10 protein-coding genes are annotated in these 21,971 nt (G+C 73.8%); 4 read left to right on the top strand and 6 right to left on the bottom strand.

Translation table 11 applies throughout. The annotated features are described in order from the left end of the window. Genes ACFVWY_RS31485 through ACFVWY_RS31465 form a run of 5 tightly spaced genes read right to left on the bottom strand, consistent with a single transcriptional unit; the run spans position 1 to position 14,587 of the window. Complete coding sequence (locus tag ACFVWY_RS31485) at positions 1-3,951, bottom strand: amino acid adenylation domain-containing protein (protein ID WP_389878312.1); 3,951 nt, start codon at positions 3,949-3,951, stop codon at positions 1-3. Further along, on the bottom strand, positions 3,948-8,684 hold the full coding sequence (locus ACFVWY_RS31480) for an amino acid adenylation domain-containing protein (protein WP_389878311.1): 4,737 nt from the start codon (positions 8,682-8,684) through the stop codon (positions 3,948-3,950). Before ACFVWY_RS31480 ends, ACFVWY_RS31485 begins: the two co-directional genes overlap by 4 nt. Next, positions 8,684-9,733 (bottom strand): MupA/Atu3671 family FMN-dependent luciferase-like monooxygenase, encoded by a 1,050-nt coding sequence (locus ACFVWY_RS31475; protein ID WP_389878310.1) that lies wholly within the window; start codon positions 9,731-9,733, stop codon positions 8,684-8,686. The genes ACFVWY_RS31480 and ACFVWY_RS31475 overlap by 1 nt, the downstream gene beginning before the upstream one ends. Next, on the bottom strand, positions 9,718-13,254 hold the full coding sequence (locus tag ACFVWY_RS31470; protein WP_389878309.1) for an amino acid adenylation domain-containing protein: 3,537 nt from the start codon (positions 13,252-13,254) through the stop codon (positions 9,718-9,720). The genes ACFVWY_RS31475 and ACFVWY_RS31470 overlap by 16 nt, the downstream gene beginning before the upstream one ends. After that, on the bottom strand, positions 13,238-14,587 hold the full coding sequence (locus ACFVWY_RS31465) for an MFS transporter (RefSeq protein ID WP_389878308.1): 1,350 nt from the start codon (positions 14,585-14,587) through the stop codon (positions 13,238-13,240). Before ACFVWY_RS31465 ends, ACFVWY_RS31470 begins: the two co-directional genes overlap by 17 nt. A 323-nt stretch (positions 14,588-14,910) precedes the next feature. Between ACFVWY_RS31465 and ACFVWY_RS31460 the strand changes: the two genes are divergently transcribed. Beyond that, positions 14,911-15,297 carry a hypothetical protein gene (locus ACFVWY_RS31460; RefSeq protein WP_389878307.1) on the top strand — a complete coding sequence of 129 codons (387 nt, stop codon included), beginning with the start codon at positions 14,911-14,913 and terminating at the stop codon, positions 15,295-15,297. A 324-nt stretch (positions 15,298-15,621) separates the two neighbouring features. Then, the gene (locus ACFVWY_RS31455) at positions 15,622-15,993 is read left to right on the top strand and encodes a hypothetical protein (RefSeq protein WP_389878306.1); all 372 of its coding nucleotides are present in this window, start codon (positions 15,622-15,624) and stop codon (positions 15,991-15,993) included. 86 nt (positions 15,994-16,079) lie between these two features. Here the strand turns inward: ACFVWY_RS31455 and ACFVWY_RS31450 are convergent, their stop codons facing one another. Further along, complete coding sequence (locus tag ACFVWY_RS31450; RefSeq protein ID WP_389878305.1) at positions 16,080-18,983, bottom strand: BTAD domain-containing putative transcriptional regulator; 2,904 nt, start codon at positions 18,981-18,983, stop codon at positions 16,080-16,082. A gap of 392 nt (positions 18,984-19,375) precedes the next feature. Here ACFVWY_RS31450 and ACFVWY_RS31445 point away from each other — a divergent pair, with 392 nt between their 5' ends. After that, on the top strand, positions 19,376-20,737 hold the full coding sequence (locus tag ACFVWY_RS31445) for a helix-turn-helix domain-containing protein (RefSeq protein ID WP_389878304.1): 1,362 nt from the start codon (positions 19,376-19,378) through the stop codon (positions 20,735-20,737). 100 nt (positions 20,738-20,837) lie between these two features. Next, positions 20,838-21,764 (top strand): ornithine carbamoyltransferase, encoded by a 927-nt coding sequence (locus ACFVWY_RS31440; RefSeq protein WP_389878303.1) that lies wholly within the window; start codon positions 20,838-20,840, stop codon positions 21,762-21,764. Positions 21,765-21,971 lie beyond the last annotated feature (207 nt).

The raw sequence follows: 21,971 nt of genomic DNA, 5'->3' as shown, positions 1-21,971 counted from the left end.
TCAGTCCCCTCGGAGGGCGGATTCGAGGGCCGCGGCGACCACGGCCGCCGGGCCCGGAGCGAGTACGTCGCTGTGACCGCAGTCCAGTTCACGCACGTCGAGCGCGGCGGTCACGCGCTGCCATGCCTCGGTCTTCTCGGCCGTGGTCGGCCAGGCGTCGTGGGTCGCGGAGAAGAGCGTCAGCGCGCCGTCGTAGCCGGACGGGTGCCACGCGCGGACCAGCCGGGTGTGGTGCGCCCCCGTGTCGACGAGGGTGTGCAGCTGCCCGGTGGTCAGTCCCTCGAAGGCACCCGGACCGGCGGCGGACAGGACGTCCCGGGTCAGCGGGCCGTCCGGCAGCGGCACTCCGGGTGCGTGCGAGTGGTACAGGATGCGCAGCATCTCGTCCTCGACGGCGGCGGGGTCCGGCGCGGTGCCCCGGTTCTCCCGCGGCATCGGCATGGCGTCCACCACGGCGAGCAGCCGCACCTCCTCGCCCGCCCGGCGCAGTCGCACCGCCAGCTCGTAGGCGAGCGGACCGCCGAAGGACCGGCCGACCAGCAGATACGGTCCCCTCGGCTGGAGCGCGCGCACGCTGAGCAGATACTGGTCGGCCAAGGCGTGCAGCGTGTCCGGGAGCCGGTCCACGCCCGCGAGCAGGGCCGGGCTCTGCAGCGCGTGCACCGGACGCTCCGGGTCCAGGTGCGGCAGCAGGTTCACGTACGACCAGCTGAGGCCGAGGCCCGGGTGCACGCAGATCAGCGGGGTGCGACGGCCGCCGGTCCGCAGGGTGAGCACCGGCTCCAGACTGTTGTGGTGCGGCTGCGTCGGCGCCGGCCGCGCGGCGCGGCCGGCCGCGGCCCGCAGCGGTGCGCGGGGTGCGACCGCGGCGGGCGCCGCGTCGAGCAGCGCGGCGAGGGCGGCCGGGGTCGGCGCGTCGAACAGGGCGGAGACCGGCAGCCGGACGCCCAGCACCGTCTCGATCTTCGACTTCAGCCGCAGCGCGGTCAGCGAATGGCCGCCCGCCTGGAAGAAGTCGGTGTCCGGACCGACCGAGGCGACGCCGAGCACGGTGCCGAACACCGCGCACAGCTCCCGCTCCCGCGCCGTGCCCGCCTCCCGCCGGGCCACCGGCTCCTCGCGCGGTGCGGGGTCGGGGAGCGCGGCCCGGTCGGCCTTGCCGTGCCGCGTGAGCGGGACCTCGTCGATCCGCTTCCACAGCGAGGGCACCAGATGCGCGGGCAGCCGCCCCGCCGCGTGCGCCCGCACCCGCTCCAGCGTCCGCTCCCAGGGTTCCGCCCGGTCCGCGGGCCCGTCCGTGACCAGCCAGGCCGCCAGCAGCTTGCCGCCCGCCGCGTCCCGCCGGGCGCCGACCACGGCCCGCGCCACCCCGGGGCAGTCGGCCAGTACGGCCTCGACCTCGGCGGGTTCCACCCGGAAGCCCCGCACCTTCACCTGGTCGTCGGCCCGGCCCGCGAACTCCAGGAGCCCGTCCGGCGTCCAGCGCGCCAGGTCGCCCGTGCGGTACATCCGGCAGCCCGGGGGCCCGTACGGATCGGCGACGAACCGCTCCGCGGTGGCGGCCGGCCGCCCCAGATAGCCCAGGGCCAGGCCGGTGCCGCCGAGGTACAGCTCACCGGTGGCGCCCGCCGGGACGGGGCGCAGCCGCCCGTCGAGCACCCGGGCCCGGGTGTTGTCCAGGGGCCGCCCGACGGGGACAACGCCCGGCTGGTCCGTCAGGTGCCCGGCGGCCGTGTACGCGGTGGCGAACACGGTCGTCTCGGTGGGGCCGTACCCGTTGACGACCACCGTGTCCGGGCAGTGCTCCCGGATCCGGCGCACCGTGTCCGGGGCGAGGACATCGCCGCCGGACCACACCTCGCGCAGCCCGGACAGCACGTCGGGCGCGATCTCCGCGACGGTGCGCAGCAGTTCGGGGGTGAGCATCAGCGCGGTGACACCCCGTTCCCGGACCACCCGCTCCAGCAGCTCCGGGGTCGGGGGCCCCGCCCGGGCGGCCACCCCCCGCCCCCCCGGCGGGGGGGGGCCCCCCCCCACGATAGGGGAGGCGGGGGAGGTGTGGGGGGTGTGGAGAACCCCCCCCGCGTGCGAACCGCCCGCGAAGCGGCTGTCGGCGGCCAGTTCGGCGATCGCCCGCTGCGGTACCACCACACCCTTGGGCTCCCCGGTGGAACCCGAGGTGTACAGCACGCAGGCCGGGCAGCTGGCGGGGACGGGGACGGCGGGGAAGGGCGCGGTCCCCGACCCCTCGGTGACGTCCAGCAGCGGGGTACCGGCGGGCAGCCGCCCGGCGGCCGGGTCCGCTCCCGCGACGAGGACCAGGGCGGGCCTGGCCGCGGACATCAGCCGGGCCAGCCGCGGCGCCGGGTGCGCCGGGTCGAGGGGGAGCCAGCAGGCGCCCGCCTTGAGGACCGCGAGCTGCGCCACGACCAGTGAGGCGGAACGGGGCAGCAGCAGGGCCACGGTGTGCCCCGGCGCGACGCCCGTCCCCGCGAGCCGGGAGGCCAGCCGGTCCGAGGCCGCGTCGAGTTCGGCGTAACTCAGCACCTCGCCGTCCACGTCCACGGCCGGGGCGCCGGGGGTACGGGCCGCCTGGGCGGCGAAGCCCTCGGCGAGGGAGGCCGGTGCGGCGGGCGCGCGGACCGGGCCGTCGGCCAGCGCCAGCAGCCGGTCCAGCTCCGCCGGGGGCAGCGCGTCGATGTCGTCGACCGCCGCCCGCGGCTGACCGGCCAGCCGCTCCAGCACGTGCGCCAGGCGCGCGCCGATGCCCGAGGCGGAGAGCCCCCGTCGGCAGCTCACCGACAGCAGCAGCTCCTCCTCGACGACCGCCGCGATCGTGACCGGGTAGTGCGTCGCGTCGGCCACCTTCGCCAGACGGACGGCACCGGGGCCCTGGCCGTCGGACCGGTCGTTGCGGGGGAAGTTCTCGAAGGCGACGACCGAGTCGAAGAGTTCACCGGCGCCCACGGCGCGCTGCACCTCGGCGGTGCGCGCGTGCTGGTGCTCCAGCAGCCGGGACTGTTCGGCCTGGACACGGCGCAGCAGTTCCTCCACCCGTTCGCCCTCCCGCAGCCGGACCCGTACCGGCAGGGTGTTGATGAACAGGCCCACCATGGACTCGACACCGGGCAGATCGTGGGGGCGCCCGGAGACGACCGCGCCGAAGACCAGGTCGCGTGAGCCGGTCAGCCGGGCCAGCACCAGCGCCCAGGAGACCTGGACCAGGGTGTTGAGGGTGACGCCCGTGTCGGCGGCCCGCCGCACCAGCGTCGCGGTGAGCTCGGCGGGGAGCCACACCCGGGCCCGGTCGGACGCCGTGTCCGGTCCGGACGGGGCCAGCAGCGCGGGGTGCTCCAGGCCCTCCAGGGACTCGGTCCACGCGGCCTCGGCCTTGTGCCGGTCCTGACCGCCCAGCCACACCAGGTAGTCCCGGTAGGGCGCGGCCGGGGGCAGCGGCTCGCCCGCCACGAGCGCGGCCAGATCGTGCTCGACGACCGCCATCGACCAGCCGTCCAGCAGGATGTGGTGGAAGGACACGACCAGTTCGGCGCCGTCCGCGTGCCGGAGGAACGTGGCCCGCACCAGCGGGGGGCGGGCCAGGTCGAAGCGGAGCGCCGCGTCCTCGCGCAGCACCTCCTCGGTACGGTCCCGCGCCGCGTCCGGGGACAGGTCCGCCAGGTCCACCTCGGTCCACGGCACCCGGACCGCCTCCGGCACGACCTGGACCGGCCGGTCCAGGCGCTCGTAGCGGAAGCAGGCCCGCAGATTGGGGTGCCGGTCCAGGAGCGCGCCGACCGCCTTCCGGGCCGCCGCCGGGGTGACCGCGGGGCCGGTCACGAAGCGGGCCTGGACCAGATAGGGGTCGGGGCCCCCGGTCTGCCGGGCCGCCTGGAAGAGCAGCCCCTCCTGGAGCGGGGAGAGCGGCAGCACGTCCGCGATGCGCGCGTTCATCGCCGCCCCTCCTCGTCACCGGTGGAGCCGTCGGCACCGAACCCGGCGCCGCCGAGGCCCGCGTCGTCGGGATCGCCGAAGTCCATGTCCTGGCCGAGCAGTTCCAGCTGGTCGCCGGTCAGGTCGACGAGCGGGAAGTCCGACGGGCTCTGCGCGGCCCCGCCGTCCGGCCCGCAGTGGTCGGCGAGCACGCCGAGCGCCTCGGTCCACGCCCCGGCCAGCGCCCGCATCCCGTCCTCGGTGAACGCCCCCGCCGGGTACGAGAAGCTCGCCTCCACGACCGGCTCCCCGTTCTCCTCGCGGGCCAGCACGTCCACCTCCAGGGTGTGCGCCAGCGGCACGGCGTCCGGGCCGGGTTCGAGCAGCCGCCCGCCGGAGGCGTCGCCACCGGCGAACCGTCCCAGATAGTTGAAGCGGACATCGGGCGCCGGGAGGGCGGCGAGCGCCGGGCCGTGCTCCGGGTCGAGGTAGCGCAGCAGACCCCAGCCGAGCCCGCCGCCGGGCACCGCCCGCAGCTGCTCCTTGACGTTCTTCAGGGCCTCGCCGGGCTGCCCGCCGGGGGTCACCGACGCGGCGCCGAGGTCCAGCCGTACGGGGTACTGGGTGGTGAACCAGCCGATGGTGCCGGAGACGTCGGCCTGGGCGGAGACGGTCTCCCGGCCGTGGCCCTCCAGGTGGACCAGGAGCGCCGAACCGGTGCCCCGCCGCTGGACCGCCGCCGAGGTCAGCGCGGCCAGCATCACGGCGTCGGGGCGGCAGTTGAAGGCGGCCGGAAGGGTGGAGAGCACGGTGCGGCTGAGGGCCGGACCGAGGGTGAAGGTGAGGGTTCGCCGCCGTCCGCCGTCATCCTCGCCACCCGCTTCCCCGCCGTCGGTCAGCCGGGCCGCTGGTTCCGTCAACTGCCGTTTCCACCAGGGGAGTTCATTGTGGCGCAGCCGTGCCTCACGGGAGAGGAGCCGGGCCCACCGGGCGAACGAGGCACTCCTCGCCGTGACGGGGCCGTCCTCGCCGCGGCCCGCCAGCGCGGCGGACAGCTCCTCACCGATCACCCGCCAGGAGAATCCGTCCACGGCCAGGTGGTGCACGACCAGCAGCAGGGCGCCGGGCCGGGCGGAGCCGGGATCGAGCCACACCGCCCGCACCATCTCCCCGTGCTCGGGCCGCAGGGACACCGTGCGGGCCAGCTCCGTGGCCCGGACGTGGAGATCGGCGTCCGCGTCCACGGCCAGCCGGACCGCCGCGGGCTCGCCGGGCGCGCCCTCCTCGGGCACCTCCAGCTCCCAGCCGGTGTCCTCGCCGCGCACCAGGCGCATCCGCAGCGCGGCGTGCCGCCCGGTCAGCGCGGCGAGCGCCTCCCGGATCGCCGCGAGGCCGGTGCCGGGCGGCAGCGGGAAGAGCATGGACTGGGTGAACGCCGCGGTGTCCCGCACCCGTTCGCGCCACCAGTGCATCATCGGCGTCAGCGGGAGCCGCCCGGTCCCGGTGTCGGCCGCCGCCTCCGCGCCGCCGTCCTCGGGAGTACGGGCCAGCACGGCCAGCCGGGCCGGGGTGCGGACGGTGAACACGTCGTGCGGGGAGATCACCAGACCCGCGGACCGGGCCCGCGCGGCGAGCTGGATCGCCATGATGCTGTCCCCGCCGAACCGGAAGAAGTCGTCGTCCGTACCGGCCTGTTCGAGACCCAGGAGCTCCGCGAAGAGACCGCAGAGGACCTCCTCGCGTGCCGATCCGGGCAGCCGGACGGCGCCGTCGGCCCGTACGGGGGGCGCGGGCAGGGCCGCCCGGTCGAGCTTGCCGTGCGACGACAGCGGCAGCGCGTCCAGCACCACCACGGCGGCCGGAACCATCGCCGCGGGCAGCCGCTCCGAGGCGTGCAGCAGCAGCGCGTCCTCGTCGATGCGGGCCCCCCGCGCGGGCACCGCGTACGCGACGAGCTGCGCGCTGCCCCGGTCGTCGCGGACGAGGGCCACCGCCCGCTCCACAGCGGGGTGTTCCGTGAGCGCGGCGGCTATCTCGCCCGGCTCGATCCGCAGACCGCGCAGCTTCACCTGCTCGTCGTCGCGCCCCAGGTAGTACGTCGTTGCGCCGTCGTCGCGGTGGACGAGGTCACCGGTGCGGTACATGCGGCTGCCGGGCGGACCGTAGGGGTCGGCGACGAACCGTTCGGCGGTGAGCGCCGAGCGCCCCAGGTAGCCCCGGGCCAGCGCGGGCCCCGCCAGGTACAGTTCGCCGCCCGCCCCGGCCGGGACCGGCCGGAGCCGCTCGTCCAGGACGTAGGCGGTGGTCCCCGCCACCGGGGTGCCGATGGGCGGCACCGCGCCGTCGGCGGCCAGCGGCCCGGACACGGTGGAGATGACGGTCGCCTCGGTCGGCCCGTACCCGTTGAGGAACCGCCGGCTGTCCGACGCCCAGCGGGCCACCAGCTCCGGCGGGCAGGCCTCGGCGCCGACCAGGACCGCGCGCAGATCCGGGTACGGCCCGGCCGGTACGGTCGCCAGCACCGACGGGGGGACGAACGCGCAGGAGACCCGCCGCTCCGTCAGGACCGCGCCGAGCTCCTCGCCGACCAGCGGACCCGGCCCCGGCAGCACCAGGGTTCCGCCCGAGCCGAAGGCCAGGCACATCTCGCCGACGGAGATGTCGAAGGACGGCGGCCCGAGCTGGAGCACCCGGCTGTCCGGGCCCAGCCCGGTCCCGTCCACCAGGCTCCGGGTGAGCGCGGCCACCCCGGCGTGCGTGACGAGCACGCCCTTCGGGGCGCCGGTGGAGCCCGAGGTGTGGATCACATGCGCGACGTCGTGCGGGGCCGGGCCGATGAGCGGCAGTGGCGCGCCGGACCAGGCGTCCGCGTCGAGGACCAGGACCGGAAGTCCGCTCCCGGAGGGCGGGGCGCCCGGTTCGGTGACGAGCAGCACCGGCGCGGCCCCGGCCAGCACCCGGCGGATCCGCTCGGCCGGGTGGGCGGGGTCGACGGGCAGATACGCGGCCCCGGCGCGCTGCACCGCCAGCGCCGCGACCGGCCAGTCGCTGCCCCGGGGCAGGGCCAGGGCCACGGTCCGCCCCGGACCCGCCCCGAGGTCCGCCAGACGGCCCGCCAGCCGGGCCACCCGGTCGTCGAGTTCCGCGTAGGTCAGGGAGCGGCCCGGCCCCTCCACGGCCGGGGCGTCCGGGGTGAGGGCCGCCTGCCGGGCCACCATCGCGGGCAGCGGGAGCGGGGCGGGGGCGGCGGGCCCGGCGGAATCGGCGAGCAGCCGCTCGCGCATCACCCGGGGCACCAGGTCGATGTCCCCGACCAGCGCGTCCGGTTCGGCGGTGATCCGCCGCAGCAGCTCGACGTAGCACTCCGTCCAGCGGGCCACCGTCTCCGGGGCGAAGACGTCGGTACGCAGCCCGAAGCTGCCCTCCATCCCGTCTCCGCTGTCCTTCACCACCCCGACCAGGTCGTGCTCGCCGCCGGTGTGGATGCGCTCGGGCTCCGCGAACTCCTTCATCACCGAGACGCTCGGCTGCTGCGTCAGGTGCATGAACACCCACTGGTACAGCGGGGCCCGGCCCGCGCTGCGCTCGGGCGCGGCGGCCGACACGATCCGGCCCACCGGGACATCCGCGTTGGCCATCAGATCCGGGAAGTCGACGGCGAACCCGGCGAGCAGGTCGGCGAAGGACCGGTCCGCGGTCACCTTCCAGCGGGTCGGCACCGCGTTCATGACGTACCCGATGACCCGGTCCAGGCCCTTGGCGGACCGGTTGGCGATGGGGGTGCCGATCACCAGGTCGTCGGCGCCGCTCACCCGGTGCGCCAGCACCGCGAAGGCGGCCATCAGCACCACGTAGACGGAGGCGCCGCGCTCCCGGGCCAGCGCCCGCACCGCCGCGGTGGTCGGCGCGTCGATACGGAAGGGGATCTGCGCGATGCCGTCACCCTCGGAGACGGAGGCGCTGCCGCCGGGCACGGTGAGCGGACCGGGCGGGTCGGTCAGGTAGCGCCGCCAGAAGTCGAGGCGGCTCGCGAACACCCCGGACTCCGCCAGCTCGCTCTGCCAGGACGAGAAGTCGGCGTACTGGACGGAGGGCCGGCTGAGCGGCGGCTCCAGGCCGTCGCGCAGCGCGCCGTACGCCAGCGCGAACTCGTTCTGCAGCACGTCGAAGGACCACCAGTCGCTGATGGTGTGGTGCAGGCTGAGCATCAGGGTGGAGCGCCGCTCGTCGACCCGGACGAACCGGGCCCGCACCAGCTTGTCCCGGCCCAGGTCGAAGGGGCGGCTGCGGAAGGTCTCGAAGGCCTCGTCGATGGTCCGCGCGGTGCCCCGCAGATCCTCCCGCTCCAGGTCGAAGGCCGCGTCGTCGTGGAACTCGACGTGCAGTTCGCCCGCCGGGTCCGTCACGATCCGGGTCCGCAGGATGTCGTGGTGGCTCTGGAGCAGCGTCAGCGCCGCCGTCAGATGCGCCGGGTCGACGGGCTGGTCGAAGTGGTAGGCGGCGCACAGGTTGAGCGCGGGGGTGCCGGGATACAGCGAGTCGTACACCCACAGGTCGTGCTGGGCGGGGCTGAGCGGCACCCGGCGCGCCGGGTCGCGCGGCGGTATGACGGACGGGATCTCACGGGACCGGCCGGCCTCCAGCATGCGGCGCATCAGGCGGACCCGCTGTTCCCTGCCGAGCGCGGTGAACCGCTCGGCCATGGACGGGGGCGTCGCACCCGGGACGGTGCGCGAAACGGTGGGGGCGCTCATCACAGGTTCTCTTTCAGCTCGGCCAACCGGTGCAGTCCGGCCAGTACGTCGTCACGTCCGATCCCGAAGTCGATGAAGCAGGCGACCTCGTCGACGCCCAGCTCGGCCAGATCGGCGAGCATCTTGGCGCAGTGCCCCGGGGAGCCGAGGAGGCTTCCCCAGTTCAGATAGCGTTCGAAGGCGAAGTCGGTGAGCATCGCGGTCTGCGCGTCGCTCAGCTTCGCGGTGGTGCGGTCCGCCTTGTTCGCGGCGGTCTGGCGGACGTACGAGGCGAGGTAGCTCTTCAGCGGGGCGCCCGCCATCCGGCGGACCTCCGCGTCGTCCGCGCCGACGTAGGTGTGGACCATCAGGGTGACCCGGCCGTGCGCGTCGGTGCCCCGCTGGTCGGGGGCGGCGGCGCAGGCGGCGCGGTACAGGGCGATCCGCTCGGCCAGTTCGTCGCGGCTCTGCCCGACGGTCGCGCCCAGGACCCCGGTGCGCAGCCGTCCGGCCGCCTCCCAGGTCTCCGGGCTGCCGGATGTGGTGAGCCAGAGCGGCAGGGTGTTCTGGACGGGGCGGGGCTGGGGCGTGAGGGAGACCGGGGTGCCCGTGCCGTCGGAGTACTCGGCGGGCTCACCCGCCCACAGCGCGCGCAGCAGGGGGATCGTCTCCAGGGCGGTGCGGCGGCGGTCCGCGTACCGCTCCGGGGCGATCGCGAAGTCCTTGGAGTGCCAGCCGGTGGCGACGGAGAGCCCCACCCGCCCGTGCGACAGGTTGTCCACGACGGCCCAGTCCTCCGCCACCCGCAGCGGGTGGTGGAGCGGCAGGACGACGCTCCCGGCGCGGATGCCGATCCGTTCGGTGGCGACGGCGAGCGCCGCGCTGAGCACCGGCGGACTGGGGAAGACCTGCCCCACCTGCTGGAAGTGGCGCTCGGGGGTCCACAGCGAGTGGAACCCGAGCCGGTCGGCGGTCCTGGCCACGGCGAGGATGTCCTCGTACGTCTCGGTGTGCCGGGCCTCGCCGGTGGTGGTGCTGTCGGCACCGAAGAACATCACGCTGAGGTCCACTGCCACTCCTCCTGCTGCTTCTTGCTGGTCTGGGTCTGGGCCGGTGCGCGGCGCGGCACCCGGGGGCGGCGCGGGATGGGGGACGCGGCGGCGGAGCCGGGACGGACGGTGGACCGTTCGAGTTCGGCGGCGAAGGCGGCGACCGTCGGCGCGGCGAACAGCTGGGCCACGGTCACCGCCCGTCCGGCGTTCAGCCGGGCCACGGCCCGCACCGCGCGCAGGGAGTTGCCGCCGAGGGCGAAGAAGTCGTCGTCCAGTCCGGCGCTCGGCACACCGAGGACCTCGCACCAGACGGCGGCGGTCTCCTGCTCCAGCGCGGTCATCGGGCGCTGCGGGGAGGCGGGGGCGCGACGCCGGGCCGGAAGCGCGATCCGGTCCTCCTCGCCGGCCCGCCGGGGCGGATCGGTGAGGCCCAGCCGGGACAACGGGGTGTCGGGGGAGGCCGTCAGGGCCTCCAGGGCCTCGGGAAGGGCCCGCGCGAGCCACTGGACGAACACCGCCTCCAGCGCCTGGCCGCGGTACTCGAACGTCAGCGTCAGCCCGTCGGGTTCGCCGCTCGCCGAGGTGGAGTCCGTGACGTCCACGAGGAGTTCGAACCGGGCGGCACCGGTGCGCACGATCTCCACACCGTGCTCGGCGCCGGGCAGCGAGACCTCGGCCCGCGCGTTGTTCTGGAGCGCCAGCACCACATCGGTGAACGGCTGGCGGCCCGGCGGGCGCGGCGGGTTGAGCTCCCCGACCACGTCCTCGAACGGTACGTCCTGGTGGCTGAACGCGGCGAGGTCCGTCTCCCGCACCCGGGCGAGCACCTCGGCGGGGGTGGGGTCGCCGGACAGGTCGGTGCGCAGCACCAGCATGTTGACGAAGAACCCGACCGCGTCCTCGACGCTGCCGTCCCCGGCGCGCCCGGCCACCGGGGCGCCGATCGCCAGGTCCTCGTCCGCCCCCGCCCGCAGCAGCACCGTGGCCAGCGCGGCGTGCAGTGCCATGAAGAGCGTGGCCCCCCGGGCACGTGCCGACTCCACCGCCCGGGAGTGCGCCGCCGCGTCGAGACGGCGCACCTCGGTCCGTGCCTGCGGGCCGGGTACGGCGGGGCGCCCGGTGCGGCGGGGCAGCAGCGGCCCGCTGGCCGCCAGTCCGTCCAGCTCCTTGCGCCAGTACGTGAGCTGGCGGGCGGCGAGGGCGTGCGGGTCGGACGCCGAACCGAGCAGCTCCCGCTGACGACGGGCGTGTTCCGCGTACGGCACGGCGAGCGGTTCGAGTCCGGCCGCTCCCTCGCCCCGGGACCGTGCCCGGTAGGCGCGGGACAGGTCGCGGAACAGCGGCCGCAGCGACCAGCCGTCCCCGGCGATGTGGTGGACCAGCACCAGCAGCGCGTGCTCGTCGGGCCGCTCGGCGCGTGTGAACAGGGTCGCCCGCACCGGGAGTTCGGCCCGCAGGTCGAAGCAGCGGCGGGACTCCCGCTCGATCTCCCGGTCCGCCGACTCCTCGCGGACACGCAGCCGCCGCAGCGGGGGCCGGGCGGCGTCCCCGCTCAGCACCCGTCGTACGGGGGAGCCGTCACGCTCCTCGAAGAGGGTGCGCAGGACCTCGTGACGGTCGGCGACATCGGCCAGCGCGCGGGCCAGCGCGTCCGCGTCGACCGCGCCTCGCAGCTCCACCAGCATCGGCAGGTTGTACGCCGCGCCCGCCCCGGTCCGGTCCAGGAACCAGAGCCGGTGCTGCGCGGGCGACACCGGCAGCACCCCGGACCCGGCGCCGGACCGGGCGGGGGGAGCGGGCGGCGCCGGGGGAGCGGTGTCGACGAGCGGGGCCAGCAGCGCCGGGGTGGGTGCCTCGAAGAGCGTACGGATGTCGATCTCCACGCCAAGCGCGGCGCGGACCCGGCCCAGCAGCCGGGCGGCCAGCAGCGAGTGGCCGCCGAGCGCGAAGAAGTCGTCGTCCGGGCCGACCGCTCCGGCGCGCAGCACCTCGCAGAAGAGCCCGCACAGCACGGCCGCGGTGCCCTCGGGAGCCGCCCCGGCCGGACCCGCGGCCGCCCGGGACCAGGGCTCCGGCAGGAAGGCCCGGTCCAGCTTGCCGCTCGGGGTCAGCGGCAGCGCGTCCAGCGGTACGAAGGCGGCCGGGACCAGGTAGTCGGCCAGCACCTCGCGGGCGTGGGCGCGCAGCCCGTCCTCCCGGAAGTCCTTCCGGAGGCCGTCGCGCAGTACCACGTACGCGGTCAACTGGCGGTCGCCCGCCGGGTGTTCGTGGGCGACGACCGCCGCCCGGTCGATGTCGGGGTGCTGGGTCAGCACGCTCTCGACCTCGCCCGGCTCCACCCGGAAGCCCCGGATCTTCACCTGGTCGTCGGCCCGCCCCAGGTATTCGAGGACTCCGTCGGCGCGGCGCCGCCCGAGGTCGCCGGTGCGGTAGAGCCGCTCACCCGACGGGGCGGCGACGAATCGCTCGGCGGTGAGCACGGCCCGTCCCCGGTACGCGTGGGCGAGGCCCGCCCCGGCGGCGTAGAGCTCACCGGTGCGGCCGTCGGGCACCGGCCGCAGTTCCTCGTCGAGGACGTACACCCGCTTCCCGGCCAGCGGGCGGCCGATCGGCACCGGGCCGGCGCCCAGTTCCGCGCGGGTGACCGGGTGGACGGTCAGGAAGACCATGCACTCGACGGGCCCGTAGCCGTTGCTCAGCCGCAGCCGCGGCACGCGCTCCAGGGCGCGTGCCGCGTGCGGCGCGGACAGCGCTTCGCCGCCCACCACGAGCTCCCGCAAGCCGTCCAGGACCTGGGGGTACTCATCGACGACGACGTTGAAGAGGGAGGAGGAGAGGTACATCGAGGTGATGCCGTGCGCGGCGGCCAGCCGTGCCATCACGAAGGGGTCGGGCCGCGCCCCGGGGTGCAGGACACAGGTCCCGCCGCTCATCAGCGGGCCCCACAGCTCCAGCGCGAAGGCGTCCCACGACAGGGGCGCGCACTGGAGCCAGACCGAGCCGGGGCCGAAGGAGGCGAAGGTCTGCCCGGTCAGGGTGGCGGTGACCGCCTGGTGCGGGGCGGCGATGCCCTTGGGCCGCCCGGTCGAGCCGGAGGTGAACATCACACAGGCGAGGTCGTCGGGCCGGACCGTGACGGCGCCGCGCGGCAGGGGCCGCGCCCCGTCAGCGTCCTCGACGTACACCTGGTCCGTGCCGGGCGCCCCGGACGCGGCGGCGCGGGCCGTCACGACCACGGTGGCCGCCGCGTCCCCGGCCATCGCGTCCAGCCGGGCGGCGGGGAAGCCGGGGTCCAGCATCACGTAACCGGCACCGGCCTTGAGGATGCCGAGCACCGTCACGACGAGCGCGACGGAGCGTTCCAGGTGGACCCCGACGGTGTCACCGCGCCGGACGCCCCGCTCGGCCAGCAGCCCCGCCAGCCGGGCCGCCCGCTCGTCGAGTCCGGCGTAGTCGATCCGTTCGCCGTCGTGGATCAGCGCGGTCGCACCGGGCGTCCGGGCCGCCTGCTCCTCGAACCGTTCATGCACGCACCTCATCCCGCTCACCTCCCAGTTTCTCGTTGTCCCCGGCCGGCTCCTGCGGAGCGTCGAGGTCGGGCAGCAGGGTGTCGATGTCCCGGATCGAGCGGCTGGCGAGACCCCACAGGGCCACCGCGGTCCCGCCGATCCCGGCGAGCAGCAGCATGGCCGCCATACCGCTGCCCCGGCCGTGGCCGACGAGCGGCCCGATCAGGGCGAACAGCCCGGAGTCCCGGGCGGCCAGCGGTTCGAAGACGTGGTCGGCGAGCGGCCCGGAGACCGCCATGGCCAGCGGCACGGAGATCTGCGAGAGGAACATCACCGCGCCGAAGACCCGGCCCTGCCACTCGTGGGGGACCTTGGTCTGCACGATGGTCTGCATCGAGGCGTTGACCACCGTCATCAGCAGGGCGCCGACCAGGATGGCCGCGCACCAGCCGGGCACGCCGCGCACCACGCTCATCACCAGCAGCGCGGACAGGCACATGCCGACGATGCCGAGCATCATGCCCCGGCCCCGGTTCGCGGGGCCGCCCCACGCCGCCATGAGCAGCGCACCGGCCACCCCGCCGACACCGACCGAGGTGTTGACCGCGGCCAGCGCGCCGTTCCCGGCCCGGAGCAGCACCATCGGCGAGATGATCGCGAAGCCGAAGACCATGACCAGGTTGACGACGCAGAAGTTGATGATCAGATCGCGCAGGCTGGGTATCCGGAACAGGTAGCGCAGCCCCTCGACCGCGTCGGAGGTGATCCGGCGGCGCGGCGCGGCGGCGTCCTTCTCCGGCACCCGGTCGCCGTTGAACCGCACGATCCTGATGCCGATGAGGGCGAAGGCGTAGCTCGCCACGTCGACCAGGAGCGTGGGGCCGATCCCGAAGAGCGCGACGAGCAGCCCGCCCAGCGCCGGACCGCCGATCCCGGCGGCACTCTTCGCACCGGCCAGCAGCCCGTTGGTGCGGTCCAGCTGGTCCTTGCGGACCAGGAGCGGGACGGCGGAGGACAGCGCCGGGAACTGGAAGGCGGCGCAGACACCCAGCAGTACCGTGGCCGGATAGACCTGCCAGGCGTGGAACGCGCCGAGGTAGTGGAGCGCGGCCAGTGTGCCGACGACGAGCAGTCCGCCGATGTCGGCTATCTGGAGCGCGCCGCGCTTGGTCATGCGGTCGACGATCGCACCAGCGAACGGACTGCACACGGCCTGGGGCAGCATGGCGCACAGCGAGAGCACCGTGACGGCGGTCGCGCTCCCGCCGGAGGTCCACACCTCGACGATGAAGGCGAACCGGACCGCGGCGCTCCCGGCCAGCGACACCGCCTGACCGGACCAGACGAGCAGGAAGGGGCCCATTCCCGAGAAACGACCGGGAATATCCTTTGATATCCGGGCGCCCATCAGGAATCGAATCCCTTGCGCACCGGCACCCGGCACTTCGTGCCAGAGCCGTCGAACGGTGTGGTTGCCACGCCTCAATCCCCCAGGATGTCGTATCCGTTACGGATCTCCGCTGATCCCTGTCCGAGTCGAACGGGGCTCATCATGCGGTGACCGATTACCGCTGCGTTCCCTTGGCGAACGAGCGAACGGGAAGGAAACGGGAACGGATCGGGAAGGAACCGGGAGCCCGGACGGCAAGAGTCCTCCGTGTAGTTGTCTGCAGAAGGAGTACTCACGTGAAGGACCCCAGGGATCGTTCCCCCGACGGGGCGGAGCTGCGCCAGGCCTTCCAGGACCTGTCCACCGTCGAACGGTGGGCCGAGCGCGTGGCGTGCGGCGCCCTGTCCCACCCGTATACCGCTGCGGAGCCCTGGGAGGGGCCTCAGCTGAGCGTGGAGACGAGGACCGAGAACGGCATGCACATGGTGGCCGGGATCGTGGAGTGGCCGCCCGGGTCCGACACCGGGGTGGCGGTTCTGGACGAGACGCAGCGCGCGGTGCTCCGGTCCCTGGTGAGATCGCTGCTCGATCTGGCCGGTCATGAGTCGGGGACCGCGCGCACCCGGGTGGTGCTCACCCCGCTCGGACCGCGGGTCGCCTCCTGCCAGTTGCAGACCGACTAGGGCCTCTCGTTTGGATCATGCCGGGCTCGCGGGGGCCGGCACGCACATCTGCCGCGTTGTCGTCAGTCACCGACGCTCCGCGTCGGCTCCTTCCTCCGCCTTGCAGCTGCACGCACCAGCCCCCGCTCCCTGATCCAGCCTGATCCAAACGAAAGACCCTAGGGCCCCCGGCAGGGGGTGACCTGCTGATTCCGGTCCGTTCCCGCGGCAGTTCCCGGCGGCGGGATCGGGGCAGGAACGGACCGGGAACGCCCGCCAGCAGTATCTGTGGTGTCAGGAAGCGGAACACCGCAAACCTCACAAACACCACTTAGGGGCGGGACAATGGGACGCAAGCTTGCTGGGATCTTCGGAATCGTCGCCGCGGCACTGGCCTTCGGCATCGGCGCAGCCGCCGAGTCGGGTCACTCGTACGGTTCCGGGGTCACGCAGCAGGTTGTCGCCGACGACAAGGGCCCGACCGTCATCGGGACCACGGGCACCGACGACGACAAGGGCCCGACCGTCATCACCACCCACCTGCTCGCCGACGACAAGGGCCCGACGATCGTCGGCACCCTCGGCACCACCGGTACGGACGACGACAAGGGCCCGACCGTCATCGGCACCACCGGTACGGACGACGACAAGGGCCCGACCGTCATCGGGACCACGGGCACCGACGACGACAAGGGCCCGACCTCCCCGGTCATGTGATCGCCCCTCCCCTCCCCTCCCCCCCGCGCGAGAGCCCCGCACCGTTGACGGTGCGGGGCTCTCCGTTCGGTACGCGTTCCTGGGTGTCAGTTGCGGCGGCGGTTCGCGGGGACACCCAGCTCGGTGAACAGCTGCTCGGCCTCCGCCCGGTACCCGGCCGCGTCCGGGTCGTCCCCGAGGGCGTCGGCCATCCCGGCGAGGGCGTAGGCCTGCTCGATGCGGTAGCCGAGGGAGGCGGCGAGCCGGTAGGCGTGCGTGTGCAGGCCGAGCGCCGCCGCCGTGTCGCCCTGTCTGCGGCGCAGCCGGCCCACCACGTTCTCCACCTTGGCGCGGCGCAGCGGCGAGGAGTTCGTCCGCATCATGTCGAGCGCCTGCTCCGCCTGGTCCGGATCGCGGACCGGCTTGCCCAGCCGCTGTTCCACATCGGCGGACAGGGCCAGGGTCAGGGCGCGGTTCGCCTCGTTCCCGGCGTCGCCGTACAGGGCGCGCGCCTCCGTCAGACAGCGGTCGGCCTCTTCGTAGGAACCCAGTCCGACATGGGCGAAGGCGAGGTCGGTGACGGCCCCGGGGAGCCCTTCGTGCTGGCCCAGCTGACGGCTCAGATCGGCCGAGCGCTGGGCCGCCTCCCGGGCCTCCTCGTACCGGCCCCACTGTTCGTACAGCGTGCTGAGGATGGTCAGGCTCTCCGCCTCCGCGCGGGGCATGTCCAGGTCGCGCTCGTGCGTGATCGCCGTCTCCATGTGCTCCAGGGCCGCGGAGAAGTCGCCGAGCAGGCTGCTGAACTGGCCCAGGATGCTCTCGCTGTGCGCCTGGGTGTGGAGATCACCGAGCTCGACCGCGACGTCCCGGCTCTTCCGGGCGGCTTCGAGACCCTCGGCGAGCCTCCCCAGTTTCCAGCAGGCGACGCCCAGATTGGACAGACTCACCCCGAGCAGCGCCAGGTCCTGGAGCCGGTCGGCGGCGGCGACCGCGACCCGGCTCAGGACGCCGAACTCCTCCAGCAGCCCGAGGTCGTTGAGCTGGAAGACGAGGTTGCGGGCCAGGCACACCACATAGCGGTCGTGGCCCCTGCGCTCGGCGAGCGTCACGGCCGCGAGCAGCGAACTCTGCTCGCGCCGGAACCACGCCCGCGCCCGCTGCGGGGTGTCCAGGGCGGGCAGTTCCGAGGTGGAGGGCTCGATCCCGGTGCTGCGCCGACGCCGCCCGGAGTACAGGAGGTCGCACGCCACCTCGGTGGCGGTCAGGTAGTAGCGGAGCAGCCGCTCCACCGCACCGGAGTCCTCGGGGGCCTCGGAGAACAGGCTCTGCGCGAAGCTGCGGACCAGGTCGTGAAAGGTGTAGAGACCGATCTCCGGCTGCTGCACGAGATGGACGTCGAGCAGCATCTCCAGCAGGTCCTCCGCGTCCCGGGCGGAACAGCCGAGCAGCGCGCCGACGGCGTGCGCGTCCATCTCGTTGCCCGGGTGCAGCGACAGGGTCGAGAAGGCGTGGCGGCATTCCTCGTCGAGGGCCTGGTAGGACAGGCGCAGGGTGGCGGAGACGCTGCGGGCGCCGGAGCTGAGCTCGTCCAGCCGCCGGGTCTCGTCGCGCAGGCGTTCCGCCAGGTACTGAAGGGTCCAGCGCGGGCGGTTGCGCAGCCGGGCGGTGGCGATCCGCAGGGCGAGGGGGAGATGACCGCAGAGCCGGGCCAGTTCCGCGGCGGCCTCGGGCTCGGCGGCGACACGCTCGGTGCCAAGCGTCTCGGCCACCAGCATCGCGCTGTCCTCGGGCGACATCTCTCCGATGGAGATCCACTGCGCGCCGTCCAGGTCGACCAGCCGGGCCCGGCTCGTGACCATGACCAGGCAGCCGGGGGACAGCGGCAGCAACGGGCGGATGGCGGCGGCGTCGGCCGCGTTGTCGAAGAGGATCAGCAGCCGCTTGCCGAGCAGGGTGGACCGCCACAGCGCGGTACGGGCGGGAACGTCGTCGGGGATGAGCTGTCCCGGCACGCCGACCGCCCGGAGCAGGGTGTCGAGCGCGATGCCCGCGCTCACCGGCTGGTCGCCCGGGGTGTGTCCGCGCAGATCGAGGTGGAGCTGGCCGTCCGGGTAGTCCTCGGCGAGCCGGTGCGCGGCCCGCACCGCGAGTGAGGTCTTGCCGCAGCCGCCCATGCCGTCGATCGCCACGACCAGCGGGCCCTGCTCGCTGCCGCGCTTGGCACCGTCGAGGATCTCCGCCAGTTCCTGGTCGCGGCCGGTGAAGTCCGCGAGATCGTAGGGCAGGGTGCTGGGCGGCTCGGCGGGCAGGGCCACCGCCACGACGTGAGCGGCGGTGGTGGCGGGTTCGGGACCGGCCAGTTCGGGGCTCTCCCGCAGGATTCCCTCGTACAGCTTGGTGAGGTGGGTGCCGGGGTCGATGCCGAGTTCGTCGGCGAGGAGCTCGCGGACCTTCCCGTACTCGTCCAGGGCCTCGGCCTGCCGGCCGGAGCGGTACAGGGCGAGCATCAACTGGCCGCGCAGGGATTCGCGCAGCGGATGCTTCTCCACCAGCTCGCGCAGCTCCACGACGAGCTCGGCGGTGTCACCGAGTGCGAGGTGCAGGTCGAAGCGCTGTTCCGCGGCCGTCAGCCAGCGTTCCTCGAAGGAGGTGGAGGCCCGCTCGATGACCGGGCCGCCGCCTCCGGCGAGGACTGGTCCGCGCCAGAGGGCCAGGGCGTTGCGCAGTATTTCCGCGGCCTCGGCCGTCCGGCCGTCGGACGCCGCGAGCTTGGCATTACGTATGAGTAGACCAAATTCGGCCACGTCGATTTCGCATTGCTCCTCGACGACGCGATATCCCGGACCATCGGTGACCAGGACTTCGGCGCCCCCGGGTATCCGTCTTCGGAGATCCGCGACGGCCTTGCGTACTTGGTGGGAGGCGGTGTTCGGGGGGTCCTCGTCCCAGGCCGCCTCTACCAGACGGGAAACTGGGAGGACCTTGCCCGGCTCCAGTAGCAGAGTGGCCAAAACTCGTTCCTGGATGACTCCGCCCAGTCGGAGTCGCTCCCCGTTGGACCAACCCTCAATCGGGCCAAGAATGTTGAAGCGCAGCCGAAACTCCTCTGCAGTTGACACGCTTCCTCCCCCTCAGTTTTGTGCAGCCGCAGCGCTCCACCAGCGCGAGGCGATCGTATCCGCTGCTGAGGGAACTGGCGGTATCGCACCGGGAAGAGTTCGGGAATGGCTCGATGGAGTCTGTTCATCGACGGCGGGCCTTCGCTGCCACGGAGAGTACTGAGCGCACGGAGCGTGAGCGGACCGGAAAGATCCCGTTCAGGGTCATGCGTTCCGGACAGTCCTGGACGGTCAGGTACCCGGACATTGCGTTTTCTGAGCATGTGGAGACCGAGGAGATAATGATGAATTCCCAGCCCGCACCCGGGCTCGACGTTCTGCTGCAGAATGCGCGCAAGCGGGCGGGACTCACCCAGGAACAGCTCGCCGGGCTTTCCACGGTGAGCGTGCGTGCCATTCGGGACCTGGAACTCGGGCGGGTCCATCACCCGCGCAGGGAAACACTGAAACTGCTCGCCAATGCCATGCGGCTCAGTGACGCACGACGCGTCGAACTCGAACTCGCCGTCGACGCGAAGGCCGCAGGCCGCGTCTTCCAGGACATCTACGGTACGGGCCTCGCCACACCGCCCCCCGCGCTGCGCCCGCTGATCGGGCGGCGCGCGGAACTGGACGCGCTGACCGTCCGGCTCCGCGCGGACCATGAGCGGCTGCTCACCCTGGTCGGTCTGCCGGGAGTGGGAAAGTCGCGGCTCGCCCAGGAAGCCGCCGGGGTGATGCACGCCCAGTACGGCGTCCCGGTCCTTTGGGTCGATCTGGGGGCTGACGCCGACCCCGTCGACACCACTCCCGGCAATCCGCAGGCGACCGTGACGGGATGGGTTCGCGCACTTGTTCGTGACGGAGAGGAATTCGAGGAACTGGCGGCGCTCATCGGGTCGAAGACCACCCTGATCGTACTCGACGGTCACGATGCGTCACCATCCGTCACCCCTCGGCTGCTGAGTCTGCTGCGGGTCTGCGAGCGCCTGAAAATACTCACCACCACCGACCGGCCCGTTCAACTGCCTGGCGGGCGGCTGCTTCCGCTGGCCCCGCTCGCGGTGCCGACCGCCGCCGATCTCGCCGCCGAACCCCTGGGCGGATCGCTCGTCGCGGACCGGCACGCGGTCGAGCTGACGCTCTCCCACGTCAGCTACATGCGGCCCGACTTCCTGCCCACCGACTCCGTCGTCACCACCGTGGCCCACATCTGCCGCGCCCTGGACGGCATGCCCCAGGCGCTGGAGTCCGCCGCCTCGTGGCTGCTGCTCTACTCCCCGCAGCAGCTCCTGGACATCGCCCGGACCTCCCCGCTGGTCCTGCTCGACGGGGTCACTCCCGCCGCGCCCGGCTCCGGACCGACCCTGGGGGAGCGGCTCACCGCGGCCGTGACCGGGCTCGACCCGCAGGCCGCCGCGCTGCTGCGCACCCTGGCGGAGCTGGAGGACCCGTGGACGATGGACGGTGCGGCACGGGCCTGCGGCACCTCCCTGGCCCAGACCGCCCGCGATGTGCACGGCCTGCTGGTGCGCGGACTGATCCGGCGGCTCCCCGCCACCACGGGCGAACCGGTCGGCTTCACCGTGCTCAACCTGGTGCGCGCCGCGCTCGACGCGGAGCCCGCGACCCGGCCCGCCGAACTGGCCGGGGCACTCGCCGACTGAGTTCCTCCGCCCGACGCCCGTGCCGGTCACGCGTCACACGCCCCTGACTCCCGTTCCCGTACCGCCGCCCGCTCCCGCCCTCCCGAAAGGCACCCCATCCATGCGCAACCTGATCTCCCTCGCCGACCTGACGCCCGCCGAACTGGACCACCTGGTGCGGCGCGCCGTCACGTTCGGCCGCGACGGCATCGTGCCGAAGCCCCTGGCCGGACGGCAGGTCGGAACGTACTTCCACAAGTCCTCGACCCGGACCCGGACGTCTTTCTGGACCGCGGCGACCCGCCTGGGCGCCGACGTGATCACCTTCGGCCCGAACGAGCTCCAGCTCACCACCGGTGAGACCGTCGAGGACACCGCCCGGGTCCTGGGCCAGTACCTGGACGCGCTCGTGGTCCGCACCAACGGGGACATCGAGGAGATCCGCCGGCTCGGCAGCAGCGAGGACCTGGCCGTCGTCAACGCCCTGACCCTGGACGAGCACCCGACCCAGGCCATCGCCGACCTCACCACCCTGGCCGAGGAGTTCGGCTCGCTCGACGGACTGCACCTGCTCGTCGTCGGTGAGGGCAACAGCTCCGGCGCGGCGCTCGCGCTCGCCGCCGCCCTCACCCCCGGCCTGCGCCTCACCCTGCTCTGCCCGCGCGGTTACGAGGTGCCCGAGGAGACCCTGTCCCTGGCGGCCGAACTCAGCGGCGGCAAGGCGCAGGTGAGCCAGGTCGTGACGGCCGACGCGGTCGAGGGGCCGGTGGACGCGGTGTACACCAGCCGCTGGCAGACCATGGGGGTGGAGAAGGCGAACTCCGACTGGCTGAAGGACTTCGAGGGCTTCCAGATCAACCGTCTGTTCATGGACCGCTTCTCCGGTCCGCGCACCGTCTTCCTCCACGACCTGCCCGCCGTGCGTGGCGAGGAGGTCACCGACGAGGTGCTCGACGGTCCTTCCAGCCGGGCCTGGCGGCAGGCCCACCACAAGATGACCGCCGCCGCCGCGGTCCTGGAGTGGTGCGTCCTCGGCATCCAGGACTGACCTCGCTCCTCCCCACAGGCTCCCGGCCGGCACGGGTTCATCCCGAGGTCCGCCGGGAGCCCGTGTGTTCCCCCGCCGCACCACCGGAAACGGGCAACGGCACACGCCGACGGGAACGGGGCAAGGAGAAGAGGGGAGACGCACGGGAGAGGGGACGGGAAGCGGGCAGAAGGAGAGGAGGGCGGGTGCGGGGCGCTGTGCCAGCGC

Source organism: Streptomyces sp. NPDC058195, from assembly GCF_042883525.1.
Classification (GTDB): domain Bacteria; phylum Actinomycetota; class Actinomycetes; order Streptomycetales; family Streptomycetaceae; genus Streptomyces.
The sequence above is the reverse complement of the archived record's forward strand: the minus strand, read 5'-3'. Positions and strand labels throughout refer to the sequence as shown.

Coding starts and splice junctions, on each gene's coding strand:
- ACFVWY_RS31485 (WP_389878312.1), bottom strand. CDS start 3,951: ATGAACGCGCGCATCGCGGACGTGCTGCCGCTCTCCCCGCTCCAGGAG.
- ACFVWY_RS31480 (WP_389878311.1), bottom strand. CDS start 8,684: ATGAGCGCCCCCACCGTTTCGCGCACCGTCCCGGGTGCGACGCCCCCG.
- ACFVWY_RS31470 (WP_389878309.1), bottom strand. CDS start 13,254: ATGAGGTGCGTGCATGAACGGTTCGAGGAGCAGGCGGCCCGGACGCCC.
- ACFVWY_RS31465 (WP_389878308.1), bottom strand. CDS start 14,587: ATGGGCCCCTTCCTGCTCGTCTGGTCCGGTCAGGCGGTGTCGCTGGCC.
- ACFVWY_RS31455 (WP_389878306.1), top strand. CDS start 15,622: ATGGGACGCAAGCTTGCTGGGATCTTCGGAATCGTCGCCGCGGCACTG.
- ACFVWY_RS31445 (WP_389878304.1), top strand. CDS start 19,376: ATGAATTCCCAGCCCGCACCCGGGCTCGACGTTCTGCTGCAGAATGCG.
- ACFVWY_RS31440 (WP_389878303.1), top strand. CDS start 20,838: ATGCGCAACCTGATCTCCCTCGCCGACCTGACGCCCGCCGAACTGGAC.